Here is a 22,497-nt window from a genome sequence, read left to right as displayed (position 1 = left end):
AGTTTCAGGTACGTAAAGGGGGTGACGAGTTGCCTAAAGTGTCAGTGATCATGACGAGCTATAACAAAAGTGACTATGTGGCCCGCTCTATTAAAAGTATTCTGTCCCAGACGTTTACAGACTTTGAGCTTTTTATTATGGATGACAACTCAAACGAAGCGACATTGGCGGAAATACGCCCTTTTCTCACCGATCCCCGTGTCCGGTTTTATCAAAGCGCTGTATCGGGCGTCAAAGAAAGGACGGAAAAAACACGCTACGCCGCCTTGATTAATCAGGCAATAGAAATGGCGGAGGGCGAGTACGTGACGTATGCGACCGACGACAACACATATGTGCCGGACCGGCTTGAGAAAATGGTGAAAGAGCTTGATGCCGACCCGGAAAAAGCCGTTGTGTATTCAAGTTCCAAAACCTATCATCTGAATCAGCAGAAGGAGACGGTGAAGGAAACGGCCAGGCCCGCCGACCGGATCGTATGGAATGCGCCGTGCGCCATTGACCATTGCTCAGTCATGCATCGGTTTTCCGTGCTGGAACAGGTCAAATCGGCATTCGGTTCCTATTGGGATGAAAGCCCCGCGTTTTACCGCATCGGTGATGCCCGTTTCTTCTGGAGGGTGAATCATTTTTATCCGTTTCACCCGATTTCTGAGGAGCTTGATATCAATTATATTACCGATCAATCCATTCATTATCAGCTTTTCGCGGCGGAAAAAAATGAGTTTGTGAGCAGCCTTCCGCAGCAGGCCACGTGCCGGGAGCTGAGGGAATCATTAAAAAAGCTTGGAAAGGGGTGAGGGCTTGTCGGCATACTTAGCGAACTATTGGGTGCTGTACCGGCAGTATATTGACCTTTTTCAGTCACTTCGCTACAAAGACATTCCGCTCGCGTTGATCAGTAATTTTTATCAATATATCAGCCCGGCGCTTCGTGAGAGCATGGAACAGAACCCAGAGCTTTTCGGTTCCGCCGACCGGCATATTCCTGAAGCCGATATTCAGTCTTATTTTGATCAAAAGAAGCAATCCATTAAGAAAACAGGTGAGAAACCGGTAAACGGAAAACTCATTCTGCATTTCGACCATCTTCGGTTCACCGAGGAAAATTACCGGCAATTTGATCCGGCAAAAACAGCGGTACTGGCGAGATGGAGTCTGCCTGACCACCATGGGCTGCCAGTTATCTGCAAATTGGAACTGGCGGGAATGGGCCAAAAAGGGAACCCCGTCCCCTATATTGAAAAAGCCCATGCCATTCTGAGAGAGCTGCACAGCCATCCCGCTTTCGGAAACAGAGAATTTCAGGAGCGATTATATAAAGATATTCCGTTATTTATTGAAGCGATTGATGCGCTTGATAGTTTGTTTACGGCTGAGCCCATTTCCGCCGTTGTGGTCGGCACGACAGAGGATATTTACAGCCGTGTGCTGGCGCTGATGTGCGCGAAAAAAAACGCCGTCAGCATCTGTCTTCAGCACGGAGCGCTCATGGGAGATGAAGCGTTTCTGCCCGTGTTTACGGACTACCAGGCTGTATTCGGGGCTTATGAAGCGGAGTGGTATAAAGCGAAGGGCTGCAGGGATGAACAAATCATCATCACGGGGCATCCCCGCTTCGATGAGATCTTCTCAAGAGAACCGATAGATAAAGACACGTTTTACCGCAAGCTTTCCTTTCTCCCGTCGCAGCGGACGGTGCTGATCGCCACGCAGCCGTTCTCTGATGACTTTTACACGGGGGTGCTTGATGAACTTGTCAAGCATAAGAACATGCAGCTCATTATTAAACCGCATCCGTGGGAAATCGGCAAAAACAAGCTGGATGCTTACAATCAGGTGCTGCGGAAATACAAAGCCGGCAAAATCATCAAGAAGGAAATGGGGCTTTACGATATTCTCCCGTATGTTGACGCCGCGGTGACACAGACATCAACGGTCGGTCTTGAAGCGATGCTGTTTCAAAAACCCGTGCTGATCGGAAAATCAGCGGGAACCCGCCAATACCCTTATTACCATTCACTCGGGGAATTTGCCTTTGAGGACCCGCAGGCACTGGCTCAGGAATTAATCCGGGTATGCGAAAGCCCCGCAGCATATCAAAAAGCGGAACAGGCGCGCCGGGCTTTTATCGCGGCGAACTACCCGGTACAGGATTCGCTTGCGGCTTTATGTCAGGTGCTTCAGGAAAAAACCGGAGTCGGCTTCAAAAAGGCTGACTCGTCATAAAAACGATAGGAGCGCAAAGAAAATGGTGCAAAAAAGATCAGCTTTTCTTCCCTATTCATTGCCCATGATCGGGAAGGACGAAATTCAGGAGGTTATTGATACGCTAGAAACGGGCTGGCTTTCAAAGGGACCGAAAGTGGAGGCGTTTGAAAAAGCTTTTGCCGCCTGGACGGGAGCAAAGCACGCGATCGCGCTGAACTCATGTACCGCCGCTTTGTTTTTGGCCTTGAAAGCGAAAGGAATCGGTCCCGGCGACGAGGTCATCACGTCTGCCGTGACGTTCAGTTCAACAGCCAATACCATCGTGCATACAGGCGCCGTTCCGGTGTTTGTTGATATTGACCCGCTTACGCTGAATGCGGACCCTGAGAACATTGAAGCGGCCGTCACCCCGCGGACAAAGGCGATTGTACCCGTTCATTTCGCCGGCCAGTCGTGTGATATGGATCGGATTCTGGCCATCGCTAAAAAGCATCAGCTGTTTGTCTTAGAGGATGCCGCACATGCCGTGTACACCACGTATAAACAGAAAATGGTCGGATCAATCGGGGACGCGACGGCATTCAGTTTCTACGCAACAAAGAACCTGGCAACCGGTGAAGGCGGCATGCTGACGACCGATGATGACGGGCTTGCCGATCAGATCAGGGTGCTCAGCCTTCACGGGATGAGCAAAGGCGCGTGGAACCGCTATTCTTCAAACGGAAGCTGGTATTACGAGGTCGAAGCGCCCGGCTATAAAATGAATATGTTTGACCTCCAGGCAGCGCTTGGGCTTCACCAGCTGAAACGGATTGACAGCATGCAGCAAAGAAGGGCTGAAATTGCAAGCCGCTACCAGGACGCTTTCAGAGACATGAAAGGGCTGACCGTCCCATATGTCAGTGATGACGGGCGGCATGCATGGCATTTGTATGTTCTTCAAATAGAGGAGCAGGAAACCGGGATCAGCCGGAACGATCTGATTTCCGCTTTAAAAGATCAATATAACATCGGCACAAGCGTTCATTTTATTCCGGTTCCGTTTCATCCGTATTATCAAAAAACGTACGGATATAAGGAAACTGATTTTCCGGCCGCGGCCGCGTATTATCACCGCACCGTATCACTCCCTCTTTATCCGTCAATGACAGATGACGATGTTGAATACGTCATTGCGGCCGTTACGGATATCATCAAAGGGGCTGATTAGGTGTACAGACTGAAGAAAAATCTTGCACAGGATGTGATTCAAGCTTTTCTGCAACAGAAGGGCATTCAGCCGGAGGCCTATGAGTCGTCACTCTGTTTATTGGAAGAAAACAGCCTTCAAGGCGTGATTTTATATGAGAGCTCTTCGTGGGAAAGTCAATTGTTCCAAAAAAAAATCATCAATGTGAAGCTTGCAGCCGCAAACAGCACCGGTCAGCTCAAAAGGCTGTTTCAGGAATTTTACGCGTCAAGGCGGGCGGACGGCACTGATTTTATATTTATTAAAATACCGGCTGAGGATGTCGGCGCGATGCAGGTCGTGCAGCAGCTTCCAAATGCTTGTTTTGTCGGGAGTCTGTTCAAACTCGTCAGCCCGGTGCGTGTATTTAACAGCACGCCGCCATTTGAGATTGCAGAAGCCGGTCCCGGCGACGCGGAAGCGATCAGCCGGCTGGCCCGAGATGCTTTTACAAAAAGCAGGTATTACCAGGACCCCCATCTCAGCTATGAAAGTGCAAACCGCCTGTTTGAAGAGTGGGCGCGGAATAACGCGGAAGGCAGGGCTTCGTTACAATTCGCCGCCAAATATAAGGGAGAGACCGTGGGCTTTGTGCAGGGGCTTTCTAAAGGCGATGAATTCGTCCTTGATCTGATGGCGGTAAAGCCGGGATTTGAAGGAAAAGGAGCGGGATACCATTTAGCGGCGCGCATTATTGAACAATCACTGCGCTTTCAGCATAAGACTGTATCAGCGGGCACGCAGCTCCACAATGTAAGAGCCATCCGTTTGTATGAACGAATGGGCTTTAAAGCGGATGCATCTTATTATTACTATCATGTGTGGCCCGGGAAGGGGGCGGACTGATGGCATCATGCAAAATCGGATCGAAGTCAATCGGCGGAGATTCGCCCGTTTTCATTATCGCCGAAGCCGGAATTAATCATGACGGAAAGCTGAACCAGGCGTTTGAATTGATAGACGCGGCCAGTGAGGCCGGCGCGGATGCGGTCAAGTTCCAAATGTTTCAGGCTGACAAAATGTATCAGAAAGACCCCGGTCTATACAAAACCGCTGCGGGAAAAGACGTCTCTATTTTTTCACTCGTGCAATCAATGGAAATGCCCGCTGAATGGATCGAACCGCTGCTTGAATATTGTAAGAAAAAAGGCGTGCTGTTTTTAAGCACGGTATGTGACGAAGGCTCTGCCGACTTACTCTATGCGACTTCCCCGCCCGCCTTTAAAATCGCCTCCTACGAGCTGAATCATCTGCCGTTATTGAAATATGTGGCGGGGCTGAAGACCCCGATTATCTTTTCAACCGCGGGTGCTGATATTTCAGATATTCAGGAGGCTTATCAAACCATTACCGGCGAGGGGAACAAAGAAATTGCAATCATGCACTGTGTGGCGAAATATCCCGCTCCGCCTGAACACAGCAATCTGAGCGTCATTCCCATGCTTGCCGCCGCTTTCCCTGATGCTGTGATCGGTTTTTCTGACCACAGCGTGCATCCGTATGATGTGCCGTGCGCGGCTGTCAGGCTCGGAGCGAAACTGATTGAAAAGCATTTTACGATCGACAAAAATCTGCCCGGCGCTGATCACTCCTTCGCCCTTAACCCGGATGAATTAAAAGAAATGGTTGCGGCGATCCGGTCAGTTGAACAAGAGCTGCGGCAGGGGCATCACGCTCCGGTGCCGGAAATGCTGTCGGGAAGCTCCCATAAGACCACGACACCGATTGAAGGGGATATCAGAAAATTTGCTTATAGAGGCATTTTTTCAACAGCGCCGATTCAAAAAGGGGAATGTTTTACGGCGGATAATCTTGCCGTCCTTCGTCCCGGCCAAAAACCGCAGGGGCTTCACCCGAGGTATTTTGAGCTTTTAATTGACGGGGCGCGTGCGGTCAGGGATATCCCTGCCGACACGGGTATCACTTGGGATGACCTTTTGACGAAAGGCAGCTCTTATGATGACTGACATTTTGTTCATCATTCAGGCGCGGATGGGGAGCGGGCGTCTTCCCGGCAAAGTGCTGAAACCGATCGGCGGGTATACCATCCTCGATATGATTGTCAAAAGGGTTCGGCAAAGCGCGTATTACGATCAAGCGCGGGATAATCTGATCGTGGCCACGTCCGACAGCAAGACCGACGACATTCTGTACGCGCACTGCCTCAGCAAGCACTACCGGGTGCACCGCGGCAGCGAACAGCACGTGCTTGACCGGTTTGCGCAAGTCATTGAACAAGTAAAACCGGCCATCGCAGTCAGACTGACGGGAGATAACCCGTTTGTCGACCCTTCGCTGCTCGATGTCCTGATTCAATCGCATTCAGACCAGCATGCAGACTACACGTATATCAGCGGTACGCCGCTCGGCATCGGCGGCGAGGCGGTTAACGCGCGCCTCCTAACGGAGATCAATGCCGACAAAACGCTGGCAGACAAATATCAGGAGCATGTCACGCTTTTGATTAGAGAATCTCCTGAGAGGTACCGGCTGCTCTTTCCCGAACCCCCGCAGGAACTCCGGGCTCCTCATTTGCGGCTGACCGTCGATACCGAAGAGGACTACAGGCTGGCACGCGAGCTATACGAAAAAGCAGGCTCGCACCCTGATATTCCGGCAAAAGAATTGATTCATCTGCTGAATAGCGATCCTGAGCTCAGGGCGATTAATCAAATGATCCGGCAAAAAGAGGCTGATAGGATGCGGGTTTTGATATTCGCAGACGGGGGCCGTGAAATCGGTATGGGGCACGCCGTCAGGATGAAGCTGCTTGCCGGCGCCATTTTGAATAAATGCTCAATCACGTTTTACACCAATAAAGAGGCTTCTTCATACCTGTCTGCTGATCAATGGGAAGTGATCATCAAGCCTGACAAGGGACAGAAGGAATTTATTGTCCGGGAAATAAACAGGCAGGCTCCTGACCTGCTCATATTCGACCTGCTTGATATGCCTTCTGACTGGCTTGAAGAAATCAGACGGCATTCATCGGCACGCATCGTCTTATTTGAAGAAAAGCGGGAGCATGTCATTCATTTATGTGATGCCGTCATAAACGGCATATATGGCGGGCTGAAAAGCCGGACAATGAAAATGGGCAGAGCCGTTATATATGAAGGCCCGGAATATATCATTCTTCATCCGGAATTTGAAAAAGCCAAACAGCACTATCAGCTGAGAAAAGAATGCCGGACCATTTTGGTTTCTTTAGGAGGAAGCGATCCGAAGAAGCTTGTCTTTAAAGTGATAGAAGCATGCCGCCGGATTCCGGATATTCATCGAAAACAAGTGATTATTGTCATGGGCGGGGCCGCAGCTCACGCTGATGACGTGCGCACGATTATCGCGCAAATGCCTTATGCCGAGATGGTAAGGCAGACAAATGACATGGCCGCGCTTCTTACGAGGGCTGATATGGCCGTCGTGTCCGGCGGCATCACTTTATATGAAACCATTTGTACGGGTGTGCCCTGCATCGTTCTTTCTCAAGTGGCGCATCAAACCGTGACGGCTGAAAAATTCGCCGCACGGGGCGCCGCCGTTCATCTCGGCCTGGGAGAACACACCCCGGCGGACGTGCTCGCTCGGCATATGTCTGAGCTGGCTGCGGATTATCCGAGACGGCTCGGGCTTCATCAGAACGGAACGCCGCTGGTTGACGGGAGAGGCATCAAACGGGCGGCGGCGATTCTTTATGATTTGTGATAAAACCACACGTAAGGAAGTGTTCATGTGAAAGGTGTTATCTTAGCCGGAGGTACTGGCTCGCGCCTTATGCCGCTGACGAAAGCGGTTAATAAGCATTTACTCCCTGTCGGTCCGTACCCGATGATTTACTGGTCGATCATGAAGCTGGAAGAAGCGGGAATTACGGATATATTGCTGATTACGCAAAAAGAGTATATTCCGCAATTTCATAAGCTTCTTGAAACCGGAGAAGAGCTCGGCGTGTCGATCACATACCAGGTTCAGCCCGCCGCATCAGGGATTTCGGACGGTTTATCGTACGCAAAGCGGTTCACCGGACGCGACCCCTTCGTCCTGCTTTTAGGAGATAATATTTTCGAAGATTCATTAAAACCTTATACGGAACGTTTCGCACAGCAGGGAAAAGGGGCAAAAGTGCTGCTGAAAGAAGTTGACGATCCGGAGCGCTTCGGCATCGCCGAGATTGATGAAGAAAACAAACGGATCAAGTCGATCATTGAAAAGCCGGAGCATCCGCCGACCAGCTTATGTGTCACAGGGATTTACATGTATGACGCAGAAGTGTTTTCTTATATTGAACAAATTTCTCCATCAAAACGCGGCGAACTGGAAATTACCGATGTCAATAATTTATACATTGAACACAGCGAGCTGACGTATGATGTGTTAACGGGCTGGTGGGTGGATGCGGGCACGCATGAATCGCTCTATCTCGCCGGAAGCCTGGCGCAGCAGGCAATACAGAAAGGACAGGAACATTAATCATGCCAAAATCATATTTAATTACAGGCGGCGCAGGATTTATCGGCCTTACCTTTACAAACATGATGCTGAAAGAAACGGACGCGCAGATTACCGTTCTGGATAATCTCACGTATGCAAGCAGGCCGCTTGAAATAGAAGCCTTAAAAAAGCACGGCCGTTTCCGTTTTATCAAAGGTGACATCACCAAAAAAGAAGACATTGATAAAGCCTTTTCTCAAATGTATGACGCTGTCATTCATTTTGCGGCTGAATCCCATGTGGACAGAAGCATTAATCAGGCAGAGCCGTTTATCACAACAAATGTGATGGGCACATACAGACTGGCGGACGCGGTGTTACAGGGCAAAGCCGGCAGGCTGATTCACATTTCCACAGACGAGGTGTACGGAGATTTGGGGCCGGATGATCCCGCTTTCACAGAGACGACGCCGCTTTCTCCGAACAATCCGTATTCCGCAAGCAAGGCGGGCTCAGACCTGCTCGTCATGTCTTATGTGAAAACCCATAAGCTCCCTGCGATCATCACGAGATGCAGCAACAATTACGGGCCTTACCAGCATCACGAGAAAATGATTCCGACCATTATCAGGCACGCGGTAAACGGCACGCCGGTTCCGCTGTACGGCGACGGGATGCAGATCAGAGACTGGCTGTTTGCCGAGGATCATTGCCGCGCCATTAAGCTCGTGCTGGAAAATGGAACGCTCGGTGACATTTACAATATCGGCGGCGGAAATGAACGGACGAATAAAGATCTGGCGGCATTTATCATGAAGGAGCTCGGAGTGGAGGAGCGGTTTGTTCATGTCGAAGACAGAAAAGGGCATGACCGCCGTTACGCCATCAATGCCTCAAAGCTGAAAAATGAGCTGGGCTGGCGGCAGCAGGTCACATTTGAAGAAGGAATGAGAAGAACCATTCGCTGGTATACAGACAGCCAAGACTGATCGGAAAGAAGGGGATCCGATTGACGAAGGTATTAGTAACCGGAGCTGCCGGCCAGCTGGGGCGGGAGTTATGCCGCCTGCTGAAGCGGGAAGGGTATGAGGTGATCGCCCTGACAAAAGCGATGATGAATATATCCGACCAGCGTTCGGTACGGCACTCATTCAGCCATTACAAGCCGGATATCGTCGTCAATACGGCGGCATACACCTCCGTTGACAAATGTGAAACGGAGCTCGACAAAGCATATTTAATAAACGGAATCGGCGCTTATTATGCCGCGCTTGAGGCTGAAAACACCGGAGCGAGATTCATTCACATCAGCACCGATTACGTTTTCAGCGGCAAAGGAACACGGCCTTATCAGACGGATGATCCCGCAGACCCCGGCACGATTTACGGAAAAAGCAAAAAACTCGGTGAAGAACTGATCCGGTTAACAGGAAAAAATCATACCATTATCAGAACATCGTGGGTGTACGGCAGCGGCGGGCATAACTTTGTCAATACAATGCTCAGGCTTGCGGATACACATAAACAAGTGCGTGTCGTCAATGACCAAGTCGGCTCGCCGACGTATACAAAGGATTTAGCCGAAACGGTGATCGGTCTGTTTGACAGGCCGCCGGGCACGTACCACGCCGCAAACAGCGGAGTGTGCAGCTGGTATGAATTCGCCAAGGCCATTTTTGAAGAAAGCGGCAGGAACGCCGCCGTGCTGCCCGTGACGACGGAGGAATACGGAAATGAGACGCCGCGTCCCGCTTACTCGGTGTTAAGCCTTGAGTCGATCGAACGGCAGGGGCTCGGTATGAGGCACTGGCGGGATGCGCTGCGGGATTATTTACAAAGGGAGGGGCAATGCAAGTGATCGAAGGCGTAAAAATCAAAAAGCTGACCAAACACAGTGACGACCGGGGTTTCTTTTCAGAACTCGTCCGCGACGATGAACATCTCTTGGAGCGATTCGGGCAGGCTTCCTGGTCCAAAAGCTATCCCGGCGTCATTAAAGCATTTCACTATCACGAGAAACAGGATGACCTGTGGTTTTTCCCGACGGGCCACGCCCAGGTCGTGCTGCATGACCTTCGCGAAGAGTCAGCAACCAAGGGAGAAACGGATGTCTACTACATGGGAGAAGACAATCCGATGCTGCTTCTCATTCCCAAAGGTGTCGCGCACGGGTACAGAGTGCTGGGAGAAACGCCGCTGACCATTATTTATTTCACGACAATGTCCTACAATCCGGATCAGCCGGATGAAAAAAGAATCCCATGGAATGATGACACCATCGGATTTGACTGGCAGACGGCCCATCGGTAGCGTACAAGACGAAGACAGCGGATGTCTTCGTTTTTGTGTTTGCCGGTGAATAAGAGACGACCGCCCGCTATATCATGATTGCTGGCCTGAAGAACAATTTCATCAAAAATGTCTTGGAAGATGGCGGTCAGTTAGGGACCTGAAATTTAAGAGATCCTCCCTTTCTTCTCCTATGGACATCATGCATCCTAAAAAAACAAAAAATGATTTATAGAATGGAGATCGGATTTAATTAGAAAAATCTTAAGAAAAAAGTAATATTTGCTTAAGAGAAAAGAGAACTTTCCTTTATATAGTAGGAGTATATAGGGAAAGGGGAAAGCGAATGACATACATCTTAAAAACGAGTCAGCTTACAAAATCATTTAAAGGAAAAGAAGTTGTTTCCGGAGTTAATATGCACGTGAAAAAAGGGGAGATTTATGGATTCTTGGGTCCCAATGGGGCAGGTAAAACAACCATTATGAAAATGATTACAAATTTAATCAAGCCTACAAGCGGTGAAATCGAAATTTTCGGTGAGAAATTAACAGATACATCATTTGAAGTTTTAAAAAGAATGGGCACCATTATTGAATATCCCATTTTCTATGACAACCTCACTGCTAAAGAAAATTTAGATTTCCATTGTGAATATATGGGCTATTACGATAAAAAATCCATCGACCACGCTATCGAGCTTGTAAAGTTACATAATATTGATAATAAAAAAGTGAAAGAGTTTTCTTTAGGAATGAAACAAAGGTTAGGAATAGCCAGAGCTATTTCTACAAGACCAGAACTTCTCATTTTAGACGAGCCAATTAATGGCCTGGATCCAATAGGTATAAAAGAGTTGAGGGATCTCTTTAAGTTACTTTGCAGAGAATATGGAATTACATTATTAGTCTCCAGTCACATTTTAGCCGAAATGGAACAAATGTCAGATACTATTGGTATCATACAGAATGGCAAGTTAATAAAAGAAGTTTCTATGAAGAGTATAAACGGAAAACAAACAGAGTATATAGAGGTAAAAGTCCAAAATATAAAAAAAGCGTTATATATTTTAGAGCAAAATCTGGGGATAAGAAATTTTAAAATGATTGATCAACAATTAATTCGGATCTATGAAACAGCAGTTACACAACAAGAAATCTCTAAAGCACTTATTCTGAATGACATTGGTATAGAAAGTATAAATAAAAAACACAGTTCTTTAGAAGAATACTTCTTAAATTCTATGAATGGAGAGGGAATACACACTAGATAGAATGCCCGTCTGTGTTATGCACTTTATTTGCATTGTCTTAAATTCTTCTGCTGGAGGCTATTAGCATGTTAAAACTTATGAAATTAGAGTACAAAAAACATCACTTATCACAGTATTTTAAATGGGTGGCACTTTGGATATTAATCATCTTTGCCTTAGCGGCTCTTATGGGATGGGAATCTAAAAATGAAAATGAACTTATGTTTCGTGATTATGCAGATTTTATATCTCTAACTAATATTCTTATTAGAATTGTGTTTATTAGTTTTTCTGCTGTGATTTTATCCCGTTTAGTTATTGATGAATATAAAAATAAAACAATACAATTGCTGTTTACTTATCCTTTACAAAGAAAAAAATTAATGCAAGCTAAACTATCTATTGTCTTCCTATTCTGCTTTGTAAGTATTGTTATTGCTACTTTTGTTATTAACTTGTTAATTCTCTTCGTGAGTCCGCACTTATATTTATTCGAGAAGCCTGTTGAAATGAGTGAAGTTATTTCCGCTATGCCATCGACTCTTCTCACCGCTTTTATGATGGGAGGAGTGAGTCTGATTCCTTTATTTTTCGGCATGAGAAAAAAATCAACTGCTGCTGCAATCACTTGGGCTGTCATAATCGGGTTCTTTATTAATGCAACAGTTTCCGACGGAGGAGAAACAGTCAGTTTAAGTCAATTTATTATCATTCCAATTATACTTTGTTTATTTGGTCTTTTAGTGGGTTATCTTTCTTACCGTAAGGTGGATCAGAAAGATTTATTGTAGATAAAAGGAGAAATTATACAATGAAGAAGATTATAGCATCATGTGCAGTGTTAATCGTAATCGGCGGAATTGTTTTAAGCCTTTATAAGACAGATACAAAAAACTTTAAAAAGAACGTGTCCTACAATGTTGAAAAAATTGATACTTTAAAAGTATATACTGACTCATGGGATGTGAAGTTTAAAAAGAGTAATTCAAATGAGGTTACAGCAGCTGCTGAGGGGAGACAGAAAGATAAAGCTTCGGTTACATTTCAAAAAGACGGAACCAATTTGGTCATTAGTCAAAAAGAGCAAAAAAATAGCGGTTTTTTTAAAGGATTTACTTTTGGAAAACAGGGCGGCACAATCTATATTAATGTTCCCGATTCAGGTATGAACAATATTGAAATAACCCAGTAGTTCTAATGTAAAGGTTTCTTCTATAGATGGGACGGTTTCAATCAAGGACATAACAAAAGGAAAATCTTTATCAGTAAATACGAAATCAGGAGATATAGGTGTATCTTATAAAAAAGCGCCAACTTCACTTGCTGTTTTTGCTCAGAGTAATTCTGATGTAACGCTTGATCTAGATGATGGCGTAAAACTGAAAAAAGGTGAAATTGGCGCGGGAAGAAATAAAGTAAGTCTATTTAGTGAAGATGGTTAGATAAAGGTTAGATAAAAAGAGAAAAACACAAGACAACAATTCCCGCTATTGAAGAATGGTTGTCTTATTTGTTTGTATTTAAAATGTTTTGGAGTATTTATCTCCTTTTGGATAAAAAAGAATTATAATGAGATTAATTATCTGTATATTGATTGAAATAAACAGTGAAATAAGAATATCAGTTTTATATTTAAGGAGCGGAAAGCTTGGGTTACAAAATATTAATTGTAGAAGACGACCAATTCATAAGCCATATGGTAAGCGAAAGCTTAACAAAAGAAGGGTTTGAAGTAACAGCAGCTTTTGACGGTGAAGAAGCTTTAGACATATTGAACACACAAAAGTTTGAGGTTATATTATTGGATTTAATGCTTCCGAAGATAGATGGTATGGAATGTTTAAGAATGATTCGTTCTAAAAGCATGATTCCAGTTCTTATCATGTCTGCAAAAGAGGAAGATGTAGATAAGGCACTTGGTCTCGGCCTTGGAGCTGATGATTATATTTCTAAACCTTTTTCTATGCTGGAAGTATTAGCTAGAATTAAAGCAACCATTAGAAGAGAAAGACACTATAAGAGCTCCCTGTCTCCAAAGGAAGAAAAAATCATTAAAATAGGTGATTTGAGTGTTGACCTGCATGGCTTTTCTGTTAAAAAATTCAATGAAAAGATTAATCTCACGGCAAAAGAATTTAATATTTTAAAACTCTTTATTTCTAATCCTTCACAAGTATATACTAAGGCTCAACTTTATAAATCCGTATGGGAAGATGAGTATCATGGAGATGAGAATGTAATTAATGTTCATATTAGACGGCTTAGAGAGAAAATTGAGGACGATCCATCTCATCCAATGTACATAAAAACTTTGTGGGGAATCGGTTATAAGTTGGGAGATTTTTAAATTGTTTTATATGTTGGTTATTTTATTCATATCCTCTGCAGCAGTAAATATATTTCTTTTCCGAAGCCGATTACATCTAAGGACTGAGATTAAATATATTAGAAATAAACTTCGAAAAGTTGTTAATGAAGAGACAGGAGAAAGATTATTGCTTAACACGGATGATAAATATATAAAATCCTTGTTAATTCAAATAAACCGTCTTTTAGACCATAATCAAAAGATCAAAGGGAACTACAATAGTATTGAACTGTCCATGCGAAAAATGTTATCAAATATTTCACACGATTTAAAGACGCCTTTAACAGTTATACTAGGTTATATTGAAATTATAAATAACGATAAAAGTCTGACTTCGGAAAAGATTATGAGTTTACTAAAAACAGTTAATTTAAAAACAGTCGAGGTATTAGCGTTAATAAACCGTTTTTTTGAACTTGTAAAATTAGAGTCAGGAGATAAAAAATTAAATTCTTCACGAATTGACATATGTGAAGTCAGCCGAAAAATAATTTTGGATTACTACGAAATTTTAATAAGCAAAGAATTTGAAGTAGTGATTGATATACCCGATGATCCTGTATTTGTTAGCGGAGATGAAGATGCAATTGAGAGGGTTCTAAATAATTTAATTACGAATGCAATTCAATATGGTTCTGATGGTAAGATGGTGGGTTTAAAGATCAGAATAACTGATCATGATGTTTTTGTAGAAATATCAGATAAAGGAAAAGGGATAAATGAAATGCATAAAGACCGTGTCTTTGAACGAATGTACACATTAGAGGACTCGAGAAACACCAATTATCAGGGAAGCGGATTGGGGCTGACAATTACTAAGAGATTAGTAGAGCAAATGGAAGGAAGTATATCTCTAAATAGTGTTCCCTTCAAAGAAACAACGTTTTCTGTACGTTTAAGACGTATTAGATTTTAATAAAAGCAATAATGTTTCTTCTGTATACGTCTTCAAATCTTCCTTTCTCTTTAATCTGAGAGGCTGACAACAGTCTCTTTTTTTATGCACAAAAGGCTGGCATGAATCTTGCATATAAAAAGGGACGTAACGACTATGTGAAAGGGACTGATGGGTCTTGGTGTAAAAACGCTTACAATTTGTTCTGCCGGTAATTGAAGCTTACACGTAAAATACGATGAGGTGATAAAACATGTCAGCCAACCCGCTTTCTAAAAGCAATCAGAAAGACGAAGAAAAAGAAGTTCTTGATTTGTTCCTGTCAACACAATCGATCATAAAAGAGGCCCTGCGCAAACTGGGCTATCCTGACAATATGTATGACCTGATGAAAGAGCCGATGCGGCTTTTGACCGTCCGCATCCCTGTCAAAATGGACAATGGATCAGTACAGGTTTTCACGGGCTACCGCTCGCAGCACAATGACGCTGTCGGCCCGACAAAAGGGGGCGTGCGGTTTCACCCGGAAGTCAGTGAGGAAGAGGTCAAGGCGCTTTCCATCTGGATGACCTTAAAATGCGGCATCACAAACCTTCCTTACGGGGGCGGAAAAGGCGGCATCATTTGTGATCCGCGGACAATGTCTTTCGGTGAGCTGGAACGGCTGAGCCGCGGATATGTGCGGGCGATCAGCCAGATTGTCGGTCCGACAAAGGATATTCCGGCTCCCGACGTATATACCAACTCGCAGATTATGGCTTGGATGATGGACGAATACAGCCGCCTGAGAGAATTTGATTCACCGGGATTCATTACGGGAAAGCCGATCGTTCTCGGCGGTTCACAAGGGCGGGAAACGGCGACCGCGCAAGGCGTCACGATTTGTATTGAGGAAGCCGTTAAGAAAAAAGGGATTCCATTGGAAAATGCGCGCATCATCATTCAAGGGTTCGGAAATGCGGGGAGCTTTCTCGCTAAATTTATGCATGACGCCGGCGCCAAGGTGATCGGCATCTCAGACGCCCATGGCGCTTTGTATGATCCTGAGGGCCTTGACGTTAATTACTTGCTGGATAAGCGGGACAGCTTCGGCACGGTGACGAATCTCTTCTCAGATATCATAACGAACCGGGAACTGCTGGAGAAAGACTGTGATATTCTCGTGCCTGCCGCAATCTCCAATCAGATTACAGCTGAAAACGCCCATCACATTAAAGCCTCAATCATTGTGGAAGCAGCGAACGGGCCGACAACGATAGACGCCACGAAAATTCTGAATGAAAGAGGCGTGCTTCTCGTGCCGGATATTTTGGCAAGCGCCGGCGGCGTGACGGTGTCTTATTTTGAATGGGTGCAAAATAATCAAGGCTTTTACTGGTCTGAGGAAGAAGTCGCCGGAAAACTGCGCAGCGTCATGGTGAATTCGTTCGAATCCATTTATCAGACAGCGCATACCCACAAAGTCGATATGCGCTTGGCCGCCTATATGACAGGCATCAGAAAATCGGCTGAAGCGGCCCGATTCCGCGGCTGGGTATAAGTGTGATCCGCAAAAATATTTTGCGCCTTTTATATAGGAGATTGCAAAATTTCTTTGCATCACCTGAATCAGCCGACAGATTCAGACAAGCTTCGTCTGCTTTCGGCTAATTGTTATGCTGGTATGCTTCTTGCATCTTCATAAAGCGTGAGCACACATTACAAAATACAGGGAGGAATTCTAATGACAGTTTCATACGCACACGAACCCTTTACAAATTTTCAGGAAGGGACAAATAAACAATCGTTTCAAGAAGCGCTTGCTTATGTGAATTCACAGCTCGGCAAGCATTATCCGCTTATCATCAACGGTGAAGCGATTGAGACGGATAAAAAGATCATTTCCGTCAATCCGGCTGATAAAAAAGAAGTGATCGGCTCTGTATCGGCGGCCGGAAAAGAACATGCGGAAAAGGCCATGCAGGCTGCGCTGCAGACATTTCAAACATGGAAAAAAGTACGGCCGGAACACCGTGCGAATGTGCTGTTTAAAGCGGCGGCGATCATCCGCAGAAGAAAGCATGAATTCTCCGCGTATCTAGTGAAAGAAGCCGGAAAACCGTGGAAGGAAGCGGATGCGGATACGGCGGAAGCGATCGACTTTTTAGAGTATTACGCCCGTCAGATGCTGAAACTGAAAGACGGTTCTCCTGTAAAGAGCCGTGACGGAGAATATAATCAGTATCACTATGAGCCGCTTGGGGTGGGAATCGTCATTTCTCCATTCAACTTCCCGCTTGCGATCATGGCCGGAACGGCGGCGGCAGCCATCGTAACAGGCAACACGATACTGCTGAAACCGGCGGATGCGGCGCCTGTCGTGGCGGCGAAATTCGTTGAAGTGATGAAGGAAGCGGGCCTGCCGGACGGCGTGCTCCAATTCATACCGGGCGACGGAGGAGAAATCGGCGACTACCTGGTTGAGCATCCGAAAACGAGATTTGTGTCGTTTACAGGCTCCCGCGCGGTCGGATGCCGCATTTATGAACGAGCCGCAAAAGTGCAGCCGGGCCAAAAATGGCTGAAACGGGTCATCGCCGAAATGGGCGGAAAAGATACGGTGCTCGTAGACAGAGATGCTGATCTTGATCTTGCCGCTTCCTCAATCGTGTATTCCGCCTTCGGATTTTCAGGCCAAAAATGTTCAGCCGGTTCCCGTGCGGTGATTCATCAGGACGTTTATGATGAAGTTGTCGAAAAAGCCGTCGCTTTAACGAAGTCACTCACTGTCGGAAGTCCGGAAGATTTTGATACATACATGGGGCCTGTCATCCATGAAGCGTCTTATAATAAAGTCATGAAGTATATCGAAATCGGCAAAACAGAAGGAAAGCTTCTGACGGGAGGCGAAGGTGATGATTCGAAAGGATATTTTATTCAGCCGACCATTTTTGCGGATGTTGATGAAAACGCCCGCCTGATGCAGGAGGAAATTTTCGGGCCGGTCGTCGCGATCTCAAAAGCCCGGGATTTCGACCATATGCTTGAGATCGCCAATAATACGGATTACGGACTGACAGGTGCACTGTTATCGAAAACCCGCGCGCACATTGAACGCGCCCGTGAAGATTTTCACGTCGGAAATCTATACTTCAACCGCGGCTGTACCGGAGCGATTGTCGGATACCAGCCGTTCGGCGGCTTCAATATGTCAGGAACGGATTCAAAAGCCGGGGGACCTGACTATCTGATTCTTCATATGCAGGCGAAAACAACGTCTGAAGCCTATTAATCTTTCGGAAATAGCGCGATGAAAAAAGAGTCGCGCTATTTTCTCTATATGAGGGTAAGGAGGATGGAACATGTATCAGCAGCTCAGCAAGATGCTTCCGGAGGAGAAAATAGAAGCCATTACGAAATCACTGGTGGCGTTAAACAGCATCAACGGCACATTGGGAGAAGGAAAAAAAGCCGACTATATCAAAGATATGATCAAGAGCTTTCCCTACTTTCAGGAAAACCCGTCACATGTGTGGGAGCAGGCGATTCCTGAGGACCCTTACGGCCGCAAGAATATCTTCGCGTTTATTGAAGGAAACGGTGACAGCCTGAATACGGTCATTTATCACGCTCATCTTGATACGGTCGGCATAGAAGACTTCGGCCCTTTAAAAGATATCGCTTTTGATTCCGATCGTCTCGCGGAATATTTCTCAAGCTATGAATTTGATCGGGACGTGCAGCGGGACGCCCGCTCAGGCGAGTGGATGTTCGGAAGGGGTTCTGTTGATATGCAGAGCGGTATTGCCGTTCATCTCACCAATCTGCTTCACTTTTCTGAACGGCGCGATCAGCTGCCGGGCCATATTCTGTTCATGGCAAACCCGGATGAAGAAAGCCAGCATTCCGGCATTTTAACGAGCATTTCTGAATTAAAACGGCTGAAACGAGAAAAGCAGCTTCGATATTTAGCAGCGATTAATAACGACTTCATCACCCCGCTGTATGAAGGTGACACGACAAGGTATATCTACACGGGCGCGGCAGGAAAGCTTTTGCCTTGCTTTGCGATTTACGGGCGGGAAGTGCATGTCGGTGATACACTGTCCGGCATTGACCCGAATTTGATCGCCTCAGAAATCACCAGAAGAATCCACAACAATATTCATATGACGGAAAACATTGAAGGTGAGCTTGTGCTGCCGCCGACCTGCCTCTACCAGCGTGATAACAAGGAAGCGTATAACGTGCAGACCGCCGTCAGCAGCCATGTCTATTTTAATTACTTTATTTACGAAAAAACCGCCAAAGAAGTCATGGATCAGCTGACTGCCGTGGCTGAGGAAGCCTGTAAAGAGACAGAACAAAAATTATCTGATTATTATGACGAATACTGTGAGAGAACGAGCCTCCCGAAAAAAGACATCACATGGAACGTTCAAGTGTACAGTCTGGAAGATTACTTGAAAAGGCTGAGAAGCCGCGGCATCGACCCTGCGCAGTGTATAGAGCAGGCATTTAAAACATATGAACATCTTGAACTGCGGATGAGATGCTTTAAAGCCGTCGAGGAACTGCAAAAACTGGATCCTGAGCAGGGCGCCAAGGTTATTATTTTTTATGCGCCGCCTTACCTTCCGCACAATTATCTGAAGAAAGAGAGCACGCGGGACCGGCTTTTGCAGCATGTCATTCAAGAAGCCGTCGATAAAACAGCGGCGTCAACGGGGGAAACATTCATCTTTAAAAAGTTTTTTCCTTATTTAGCGGACGGAAGCTTTTTATCGCTGCATGAAACAGACGCGGAGGTCGCCGCCTTTACCGATAATTTTCCGGGCTGGGATGTCATCGGGACGATTCCTTTTAAAGAAATAAGGGAATTAAATATTCCGTCAGTCAATATGGGGGTATACGGCAAGGATGGCCATAAATGGACGGAACGGGTGTATAAACCGTACACATTCCATGTTCTGCCGAAACTCATTCAGCAGACGACGCTGCACCTTTTGCACAGCTATCGATTAGACATCGCACAAAAGGCTGACATAACGGAATAAGGGGGATGTATATGCAGGGAGATACCAATCAAAATGAATTGCAGCGCACGATGAAGGGCCGGCATTTGTTTATGATCGCACTCGGCGGCGTGATCGGGACGGGGCTGTTTATGGGCTCCGGTTTTACGATCAGTGAAGCTGGACCGATCGGCGCGATATTGGCTTATGTGATCGGCGGATTCTTAATGTATCTGGTGATGCTTTGTTTGGGGGAGCTTGCAGTCGCCATGCCGGTCGCAGGATCATTTCAGGCGTATGCGGCAAAGTTTCTCGGGCCGTCTACTGGTTTTACGATCGGGTGGATGTACGCATTCAGCTGGGCCAATACAGTGGGGCTTGAGCTGACGTCGGCGGGGATTTTAATGCAGCGGTGGTTTCCGGCCATTCCGATTTGGGTGTGGTGCCTTGTATTCGGCGTCGTCATTTTCTCCATTAATGCGCTGTCGGCACGGAGTTTTGCGGAAATGGAATTTTGGTTTTCCAGCGTTAAGGTTATGGCTATTGTATTATTTATTATTCTCGGCTGCGCTGCCGTATTCGGCTTTGTCGGTTTTAACGGCGGGCAGACGGCGCCGTATCTGTCAAACTTTACGACGGACAAAGGGCTTTTCCCGAACGGGGCTCAGGCCGTGCTGTTTACGCTTGTCATGGTGAATTTTTCATTCCAAGGAACCGAACTGGTCGGAATCGCCTCGGGAGAAAGCGAAAATCCGGAAAAGACGCTTCCCCGCTCAATCCGAAACGTCATATGGCGCACGCTGTTTTTCTTCGTGCTGGCGATGTTTGTTCTCGTGTCCATTTTGCCGTACCAAACGGCAGGGGTCATCGAAAGCCCGTTTGTCGCTGTGCTGGATAAAATCGGCGTACCCTATGCGGCTGACATCATGAACTTTGTCATTTTGACCGCCATGCTGTCGGTGGCGAACTCCGGGCTGTACGCTTCGTCCAGAATGATGTGGTCTCTATCAAAAAGTAAAATGGGCCCCGCTTCCTTAACAAAACTGACGAAAAAAGGCGTGCCTCTGAAAGCCTTGTTCATCACCATCGCCATCTCAGGTTTATCGCTGCTGACAAGTGTAGTCGCGGCTGAAACGGTGTACGTGTGGCTCATTTCCATCTCGGGTATGATTACCGTCGTCGCGTGGATGTCAATCTGCGCTTCACAATTCGTTTTCCGGAGACGCTTTCTGGCTGAGGGAGGAAATCTGAAAGACCTGGCATTTAAAACGCCTCTTTATCCGATCGTGCCTATCCTCGGATTTTCAGTTTACGGTCTTATCTTAATCAGTCTCATTTTTATTCCGGACCAGCGTATCGGCCTGTACTGCGGCGTCCCGTTGATGATCATCTGTTACGCGTATTACCACTTCGGTATCAAAAAACGCCTGAAACGTGAGCCGGCTTCTTCGGAAAAAGGCGCAGCAGGATAAGAAAAAAAGCCCTCCGTAAAAAGCGGCGGGCTTTACTTTGTTTTTCGTTTTGCCGACAGCACGTAGGAAAGAACGGCAAAGAGCTGAAAACCGAAAATGCTGACAGCCATCGGCCAGGCGTTTTCTTCTCCGGCAATACCGACCAGGGGAGCGGCAAGCGCGCCGCCGATAAAGGGCAGGAGTCCGAGAAGAGCCGCTGCGCTTCCCGCGCCTTTCTCCTGTTTCTGCATAGCCAAAGAAAACCCTGTCGTCGTGACGATCCCGACAGAAGAAACAATAATAAATAAAGAAATGCAGACCGCCGTCAGACTCAAACCGAAAGCAAGCGATAAAAGCAAAGCGACGCTCCCGATGACGGCAATGACCAATCCGGAGACAAACAGCTTCCGTTCATCATGTGTTTTGGCCATCCGTCCCGTCATTTGGGTGGCGCATATGATTCCCGCGCCGTTTACGGCAAACAGCAGGCTGAACATTTGCGCCGATACGCCGTAGATATTTTGCAGCACAAACGGCGACCCGGCAATATATGCGAACATGCCGGTCATCACAAATGCCTGGCTGAGCGCAAATCCCATAAACATCCTGTCACCGAGCAGGCCGCGAAACGTCATCAGCGTCTCCCGGAGTCCGCCGCTTGTCCGCCTTTCCGGCGGGAGTGATTCAGGCAATGCCGTAAGCACGGCTGCAAAAATGATACAGCCGATCACCGCCAGCACGATAAATACGATTTTCCAGCCGGCAAACTGAAGGATAAATCCCCCTGTAATCGGCGCTAAAATCGGCGCCGCCCCATTGACGAGCATCAGCAATGAGAAAAAAGCCGTCAATTCTTTTCCGGAATACATATCGCGCGCGGAAGCCCGTGCGATGACAATGCCGGCCGCTCCTGTGAATCCTTGAATAAACCTCATGACAATTAAAAACGAAACAGAAGGGCTGAAGGCGCATAATAAAGATGCCAGCGTATAAAGCAGCAATGACAGAATCAGCGGTTTCCGGCGCCCGATCATATCACTGAGCGGCCCGACAACGATTTGGCCGACCGCCAGCCCCAAAAGACAAAACGTCAGGCTCAGCTGCGCAAGGGACGCTGTTGTATGGAGATCGGCCGCCACTTCAGGCAAAGCGGGCAGATACATATCGAGCGAAAGCGGCCCGAATGAAGCGAGCGTCCCGAGAATCAATACCATCCCGAGGCTTGCGCGGGCGGCCTTTGAACCAGCGTTATTCATTCCATGACCCACCTTAACAAATGATTCTATCACTATAGCATAACCGGAAGGCATATTTTATATCGTTTATCGAATATAAAATAAATAGATTATTTAAAATCTGAATGTAAATAAAAAAATAT

Annotated in this window: 21 protein-coding genes and 1 pseudogene; 21 read left to right on the top strand and 1 reads right to left on the bottom strand. The window is 46.5% G+C overall.

Translation table 11 applies throughout. The annotated features are described in order from the left end of the window. The first annotated feature begins 29 nt into the window (after nucleotides 1-29). From AADZ70_RS13610 to AADZ70_RS13510, 21 genes and pseudogenes are all read left to right on the top strand, one after another. Nucleotides 30-800, top strand: coding sequence for a glycosyltransferase family 2 protein (locus AADZ70_RS13610; RefSeq protein ID WP_342007185.1), 771 nt, complete (start codon nucleotides 30-32; stop codon nucleotides 798-800). A gap of 4 nt (nucleotides 801-804) precedes the next feature. Beyond that, a complete protein-coding gene (locus tag AADZ70_RS13605) occupies nucleotides 805-2,229 on the top strand; it encodes a CDP-glycerol glycerophosphotransferase family protein (protein ID WP_342007184.1) in 1,425 nt (474 codons plus the stop codon). Between the two features lie 22 nt (nucleotides 2,230-2,251). Further along, nucleotides 2,252-3,421, top strand: coding sequence for a DegT/DnrJ/EryC1/StrS family aminotransferase (locus AADZ70_RS13600; protein ID WP_016937545.1), 1,170 nt, complete (start codon nucleotides 2,252-2,254; stop codon nucleotides 3,419-3,421). Further along, nucleotides 3,422-4,285: a GNAT family N-acetyltransferase gene (locus tag AADZ70_RS13595; protein ID WP_342007183.1), complete on the top strand. Its 864-nt coding sequence runs from the start codon at nucleotides 3,422-3,424 to the stop codon at nucleotides 4,283-4,285. It abuts the gene before it with no gap. Next, a complete protein-coding gene (locus tag AADZ70_RS13590; protein WP_342007182.1) occupies nucleotides 4,285-5,406 on the top strand; it encodes an N-acetylneuraminate synthase family protein in 1,122 nt (373 codons plus the stop codon). Before AADZ70_RS13595 ends, AADZ70_RS13590 begins: the two co-directional genes overlap by 1 nt. Then, nucleotides 5,399-6,136, top strand: a pseudogene (locus tag AADZ70_RS13585) (spore coat protein); the annotation flags it as partial. The gene AADZ70_RS13590 and the pseudogene AADZ70_RS13585, both read left to right, overlap by 8 nt. 3 nt (nucleotides 6,137-6,139) lie before the next feature. Continuing rightward, nucleotides 6,140-7,144: a glycosyltransferase gene (locus AADZ70_RS13580; protein ID WP_342008065.1), complete on the top strand. Its 1,005-nt coding sequence runs from the start codon at nucleotides 6,140-6,142 to the stop codon at nucleotides 7,142-7,144. Nucleotides 7,145-7,171: 27 nt separating this feature from the next. After that, nucleotides 7,172-7,909: a sugar phosphate nucleotidyltransferase gene (locus tag AADZ70_RS13575; protein WP_016937550.1), complete on the top strand. Its 738-nt coding sequence runs from the start codon at nucleotides 7,172-7,174 to the stop codon at nucleotides 7,907-7,909. Nucleotides 7,910-7,911: 2 nt separating this feature from the next. Continuing rightward, entirely contained in the window at nucleotides 7,912-8,859 is a 948-nt protein-coding gene (gene rfbB, locus AADZ70_RS13570; RefSeq protein ID WP_342007181.1) for a dTDP-glucose 4,6-dehydratase, read from the top strand. Nucleotides 8,860-8,879: 20 nt separating this feature from the next. Further along, the gene (gene rfbD / locus AADZ70_RS13565; RefSeq protein ID WP_064777876.1) at nucleotides 8,880-9,728 is read left to right on the top strand and encodes a dTDP-4-dehydrorhamnose reductase; all 849 of its coding nucleotides are present in this window, start codon (nucleotides 8,880-8,882) and stop codon (nucleotides 9,726-9,728) included. Continuing rightward, entirely contained in the window at nucleotides 9,725-10,180 is a 456-nt protein-coding gene (locus AADZ70_RS13560; RefSeq protein WP_047476039.1) for a dTDP-4-dehydrorhamnose 3,5-epimerase family protein, read from the top strand. Before rfbD ends, AADZ70_RS13560 begins: the two co-directional genes overlap by 4 nt. A gap of 325 nt (nucleotides 10,181-10,505) precedes the next feature. Then, nucleotides 10,506-11,432, top strand: coding sequence for an ABC transporter ATP-binding protein (locus tag AADZ70_RS13555; protein ID WP_016937554.1), 927 nt, complete (start codon nucleotides 10,506-10,508; stop codon nucleotides 11,430-11,432). A 65-nt stretch (nucleotides 11,433-11,497) separates the two neighbouring features. Then, complete coding sequence (locus tag AADZ70_RS13550; RefSeq protein WP_342007180.1) at nucleotides 11,498-12,202, top strand: ABC transporter permease; 705 nt, start codon at nucleotides 11,498-11,500, stop codon at nucleotides 12,200-12,202. Nucleotides 12,203-12,222: 20 nt separating this feature from the next. Beyond that, nucleotides 12,223-12,603 (top strand): DUF4097 family beta strand repeat-containing protein, encoded by a 381-nt coding sequence (locus AADZ70_RS13545; protein ID WP_342007179.1) that lies wholly within the window; start codon nucleotides 12,223-12,225, stop codon nucleotides 12,601-12,603. Nucleotides 12,604-12,625: 22 nt separating this feature from the next. Then, nucleotides 12,626-12,853 carry a DUF4097 family beta strand repeat-containing protein gene (locus tag AADZ70_RS13540; protein WP_342008064.1) on the top strand — a complete coding sequence of 76 codons (228 nt, stop codon included), beginning with the start codon at nucleotides 12,626-12,628 and terminating at the stop codon, nucleotides 12,851-12,853. A gap of 206 nt (nucleotides 12,854-13,059) precedes the next feature. Continuing rightward, a complete protein-coding gene (locus AADZ70_RS13535) occupies nucleotides 13,060-13,758 on the top strand; it encodes a response regulator transcription factor (protein WP_342007178.1) in 699 nt (232 codons plus the stop codon). A 1-nt stretch (nucleotide 13,759) separates the two neighbouring features. Then, nucleotides 13,760-14,695 (top strand): sensor histidine kinase, encoded by a 936-nt coding sequence (locus AADZ70_RS13530; RefSeq protein ID WP_016937557.1) that lies wholly within the window; start codon nucleotides 13,760-13,762, stop codon nucleotides 14,693-14,695. 232 nt (nucleotides 14,696-14,927) lie between these two features. Then, nucleotides 14,928-16,214: a Glu/Leu/Phe/Val dehydrogenase gene (locus AADZ70_RS13525; protein WP_342007177.1), complete on the top strand. Its 1,287-nt coding sequence runs from the start codon at nucleotides 14,928-14,930 to the stop codon at nucleotides 16,212-16,214. 183 nt (nucleotides 16,215-16,397) lie between these two features. After that, the gene (gene pruA, locus AADZ70_RS13520; protein WP_342007176.1) at nucleotides 16,398-17,945 is read left to right on the top strand and encodes an L-glutamate gamma-semialdehyde dehydrogenase; all 1,548 of its coding nucleotides are present in this window, start codon (nucleotides 16,398-16,400) and stop codon (nucleotides 17,943-17,945) included. A 70-nt stretch (nucleotides 17,946-18,015) separates the two neighbouring features. Then, nucleotides 18,016-19,710 (top strand): M20/M25/M40 family metallo-hydrolase, encoded by a 1,695-nt coding sequence (locus tag AADZ70_RS13515; RefSeq protein WP_342007175.1) that lies wholly within the window; start codon nucleotides 18,016-18,018, stop codon nucleotides 19,708-19,710. A gap of 11 nt (nucleotides 19,711-19,721) precedes the next feature. Then, on the top strand, nucleotides 19,722-21,140 hold the full coding sequence (locus tag AADZ70_RS13510; protein ID WP_047475905.1) for an amino acid permease: 1,419 nt from the start codon (nucleotides 19,722-19,724) through the stop codon (nucleotides 21,138-21,140). 32 nt (nucleotides 21,141-21,172) lie between these two features. Here AADZ70_RS13510 and AADZ70_RS13505 read toward each other — a convergent pair whose 3' ends face one another. Then, nucleotides 21,173-22,375 (bottom strand): multidrug effflux MFS transporter, encoded by a 1,203-nt coding sequence (locus AADZ70_RS13505; RefSeq protein ID WP_047475904.1) that lies wholly within the window; start codon nucleotides 22,373-22,375, stop codon nucleotides 21,173-21,175. Nucleotides 22,376-22,497 lie beyond the last annotated feature (122 nt).

Origin of the sequence: Bacillus sp. YBsi01 (assembly GCF_038406745.1) — a bacterium.
GTDB lineage: Bacteria > Bacillota > Bacilli > Bacillales > Bacillaceae > Bacillus > Bacillus siamensis.
The sequence above is the reverse complement of the archived record's forward strand: the minus strand, read 5'-3'. Positions and strand labels throughout refer to the sequence as shown.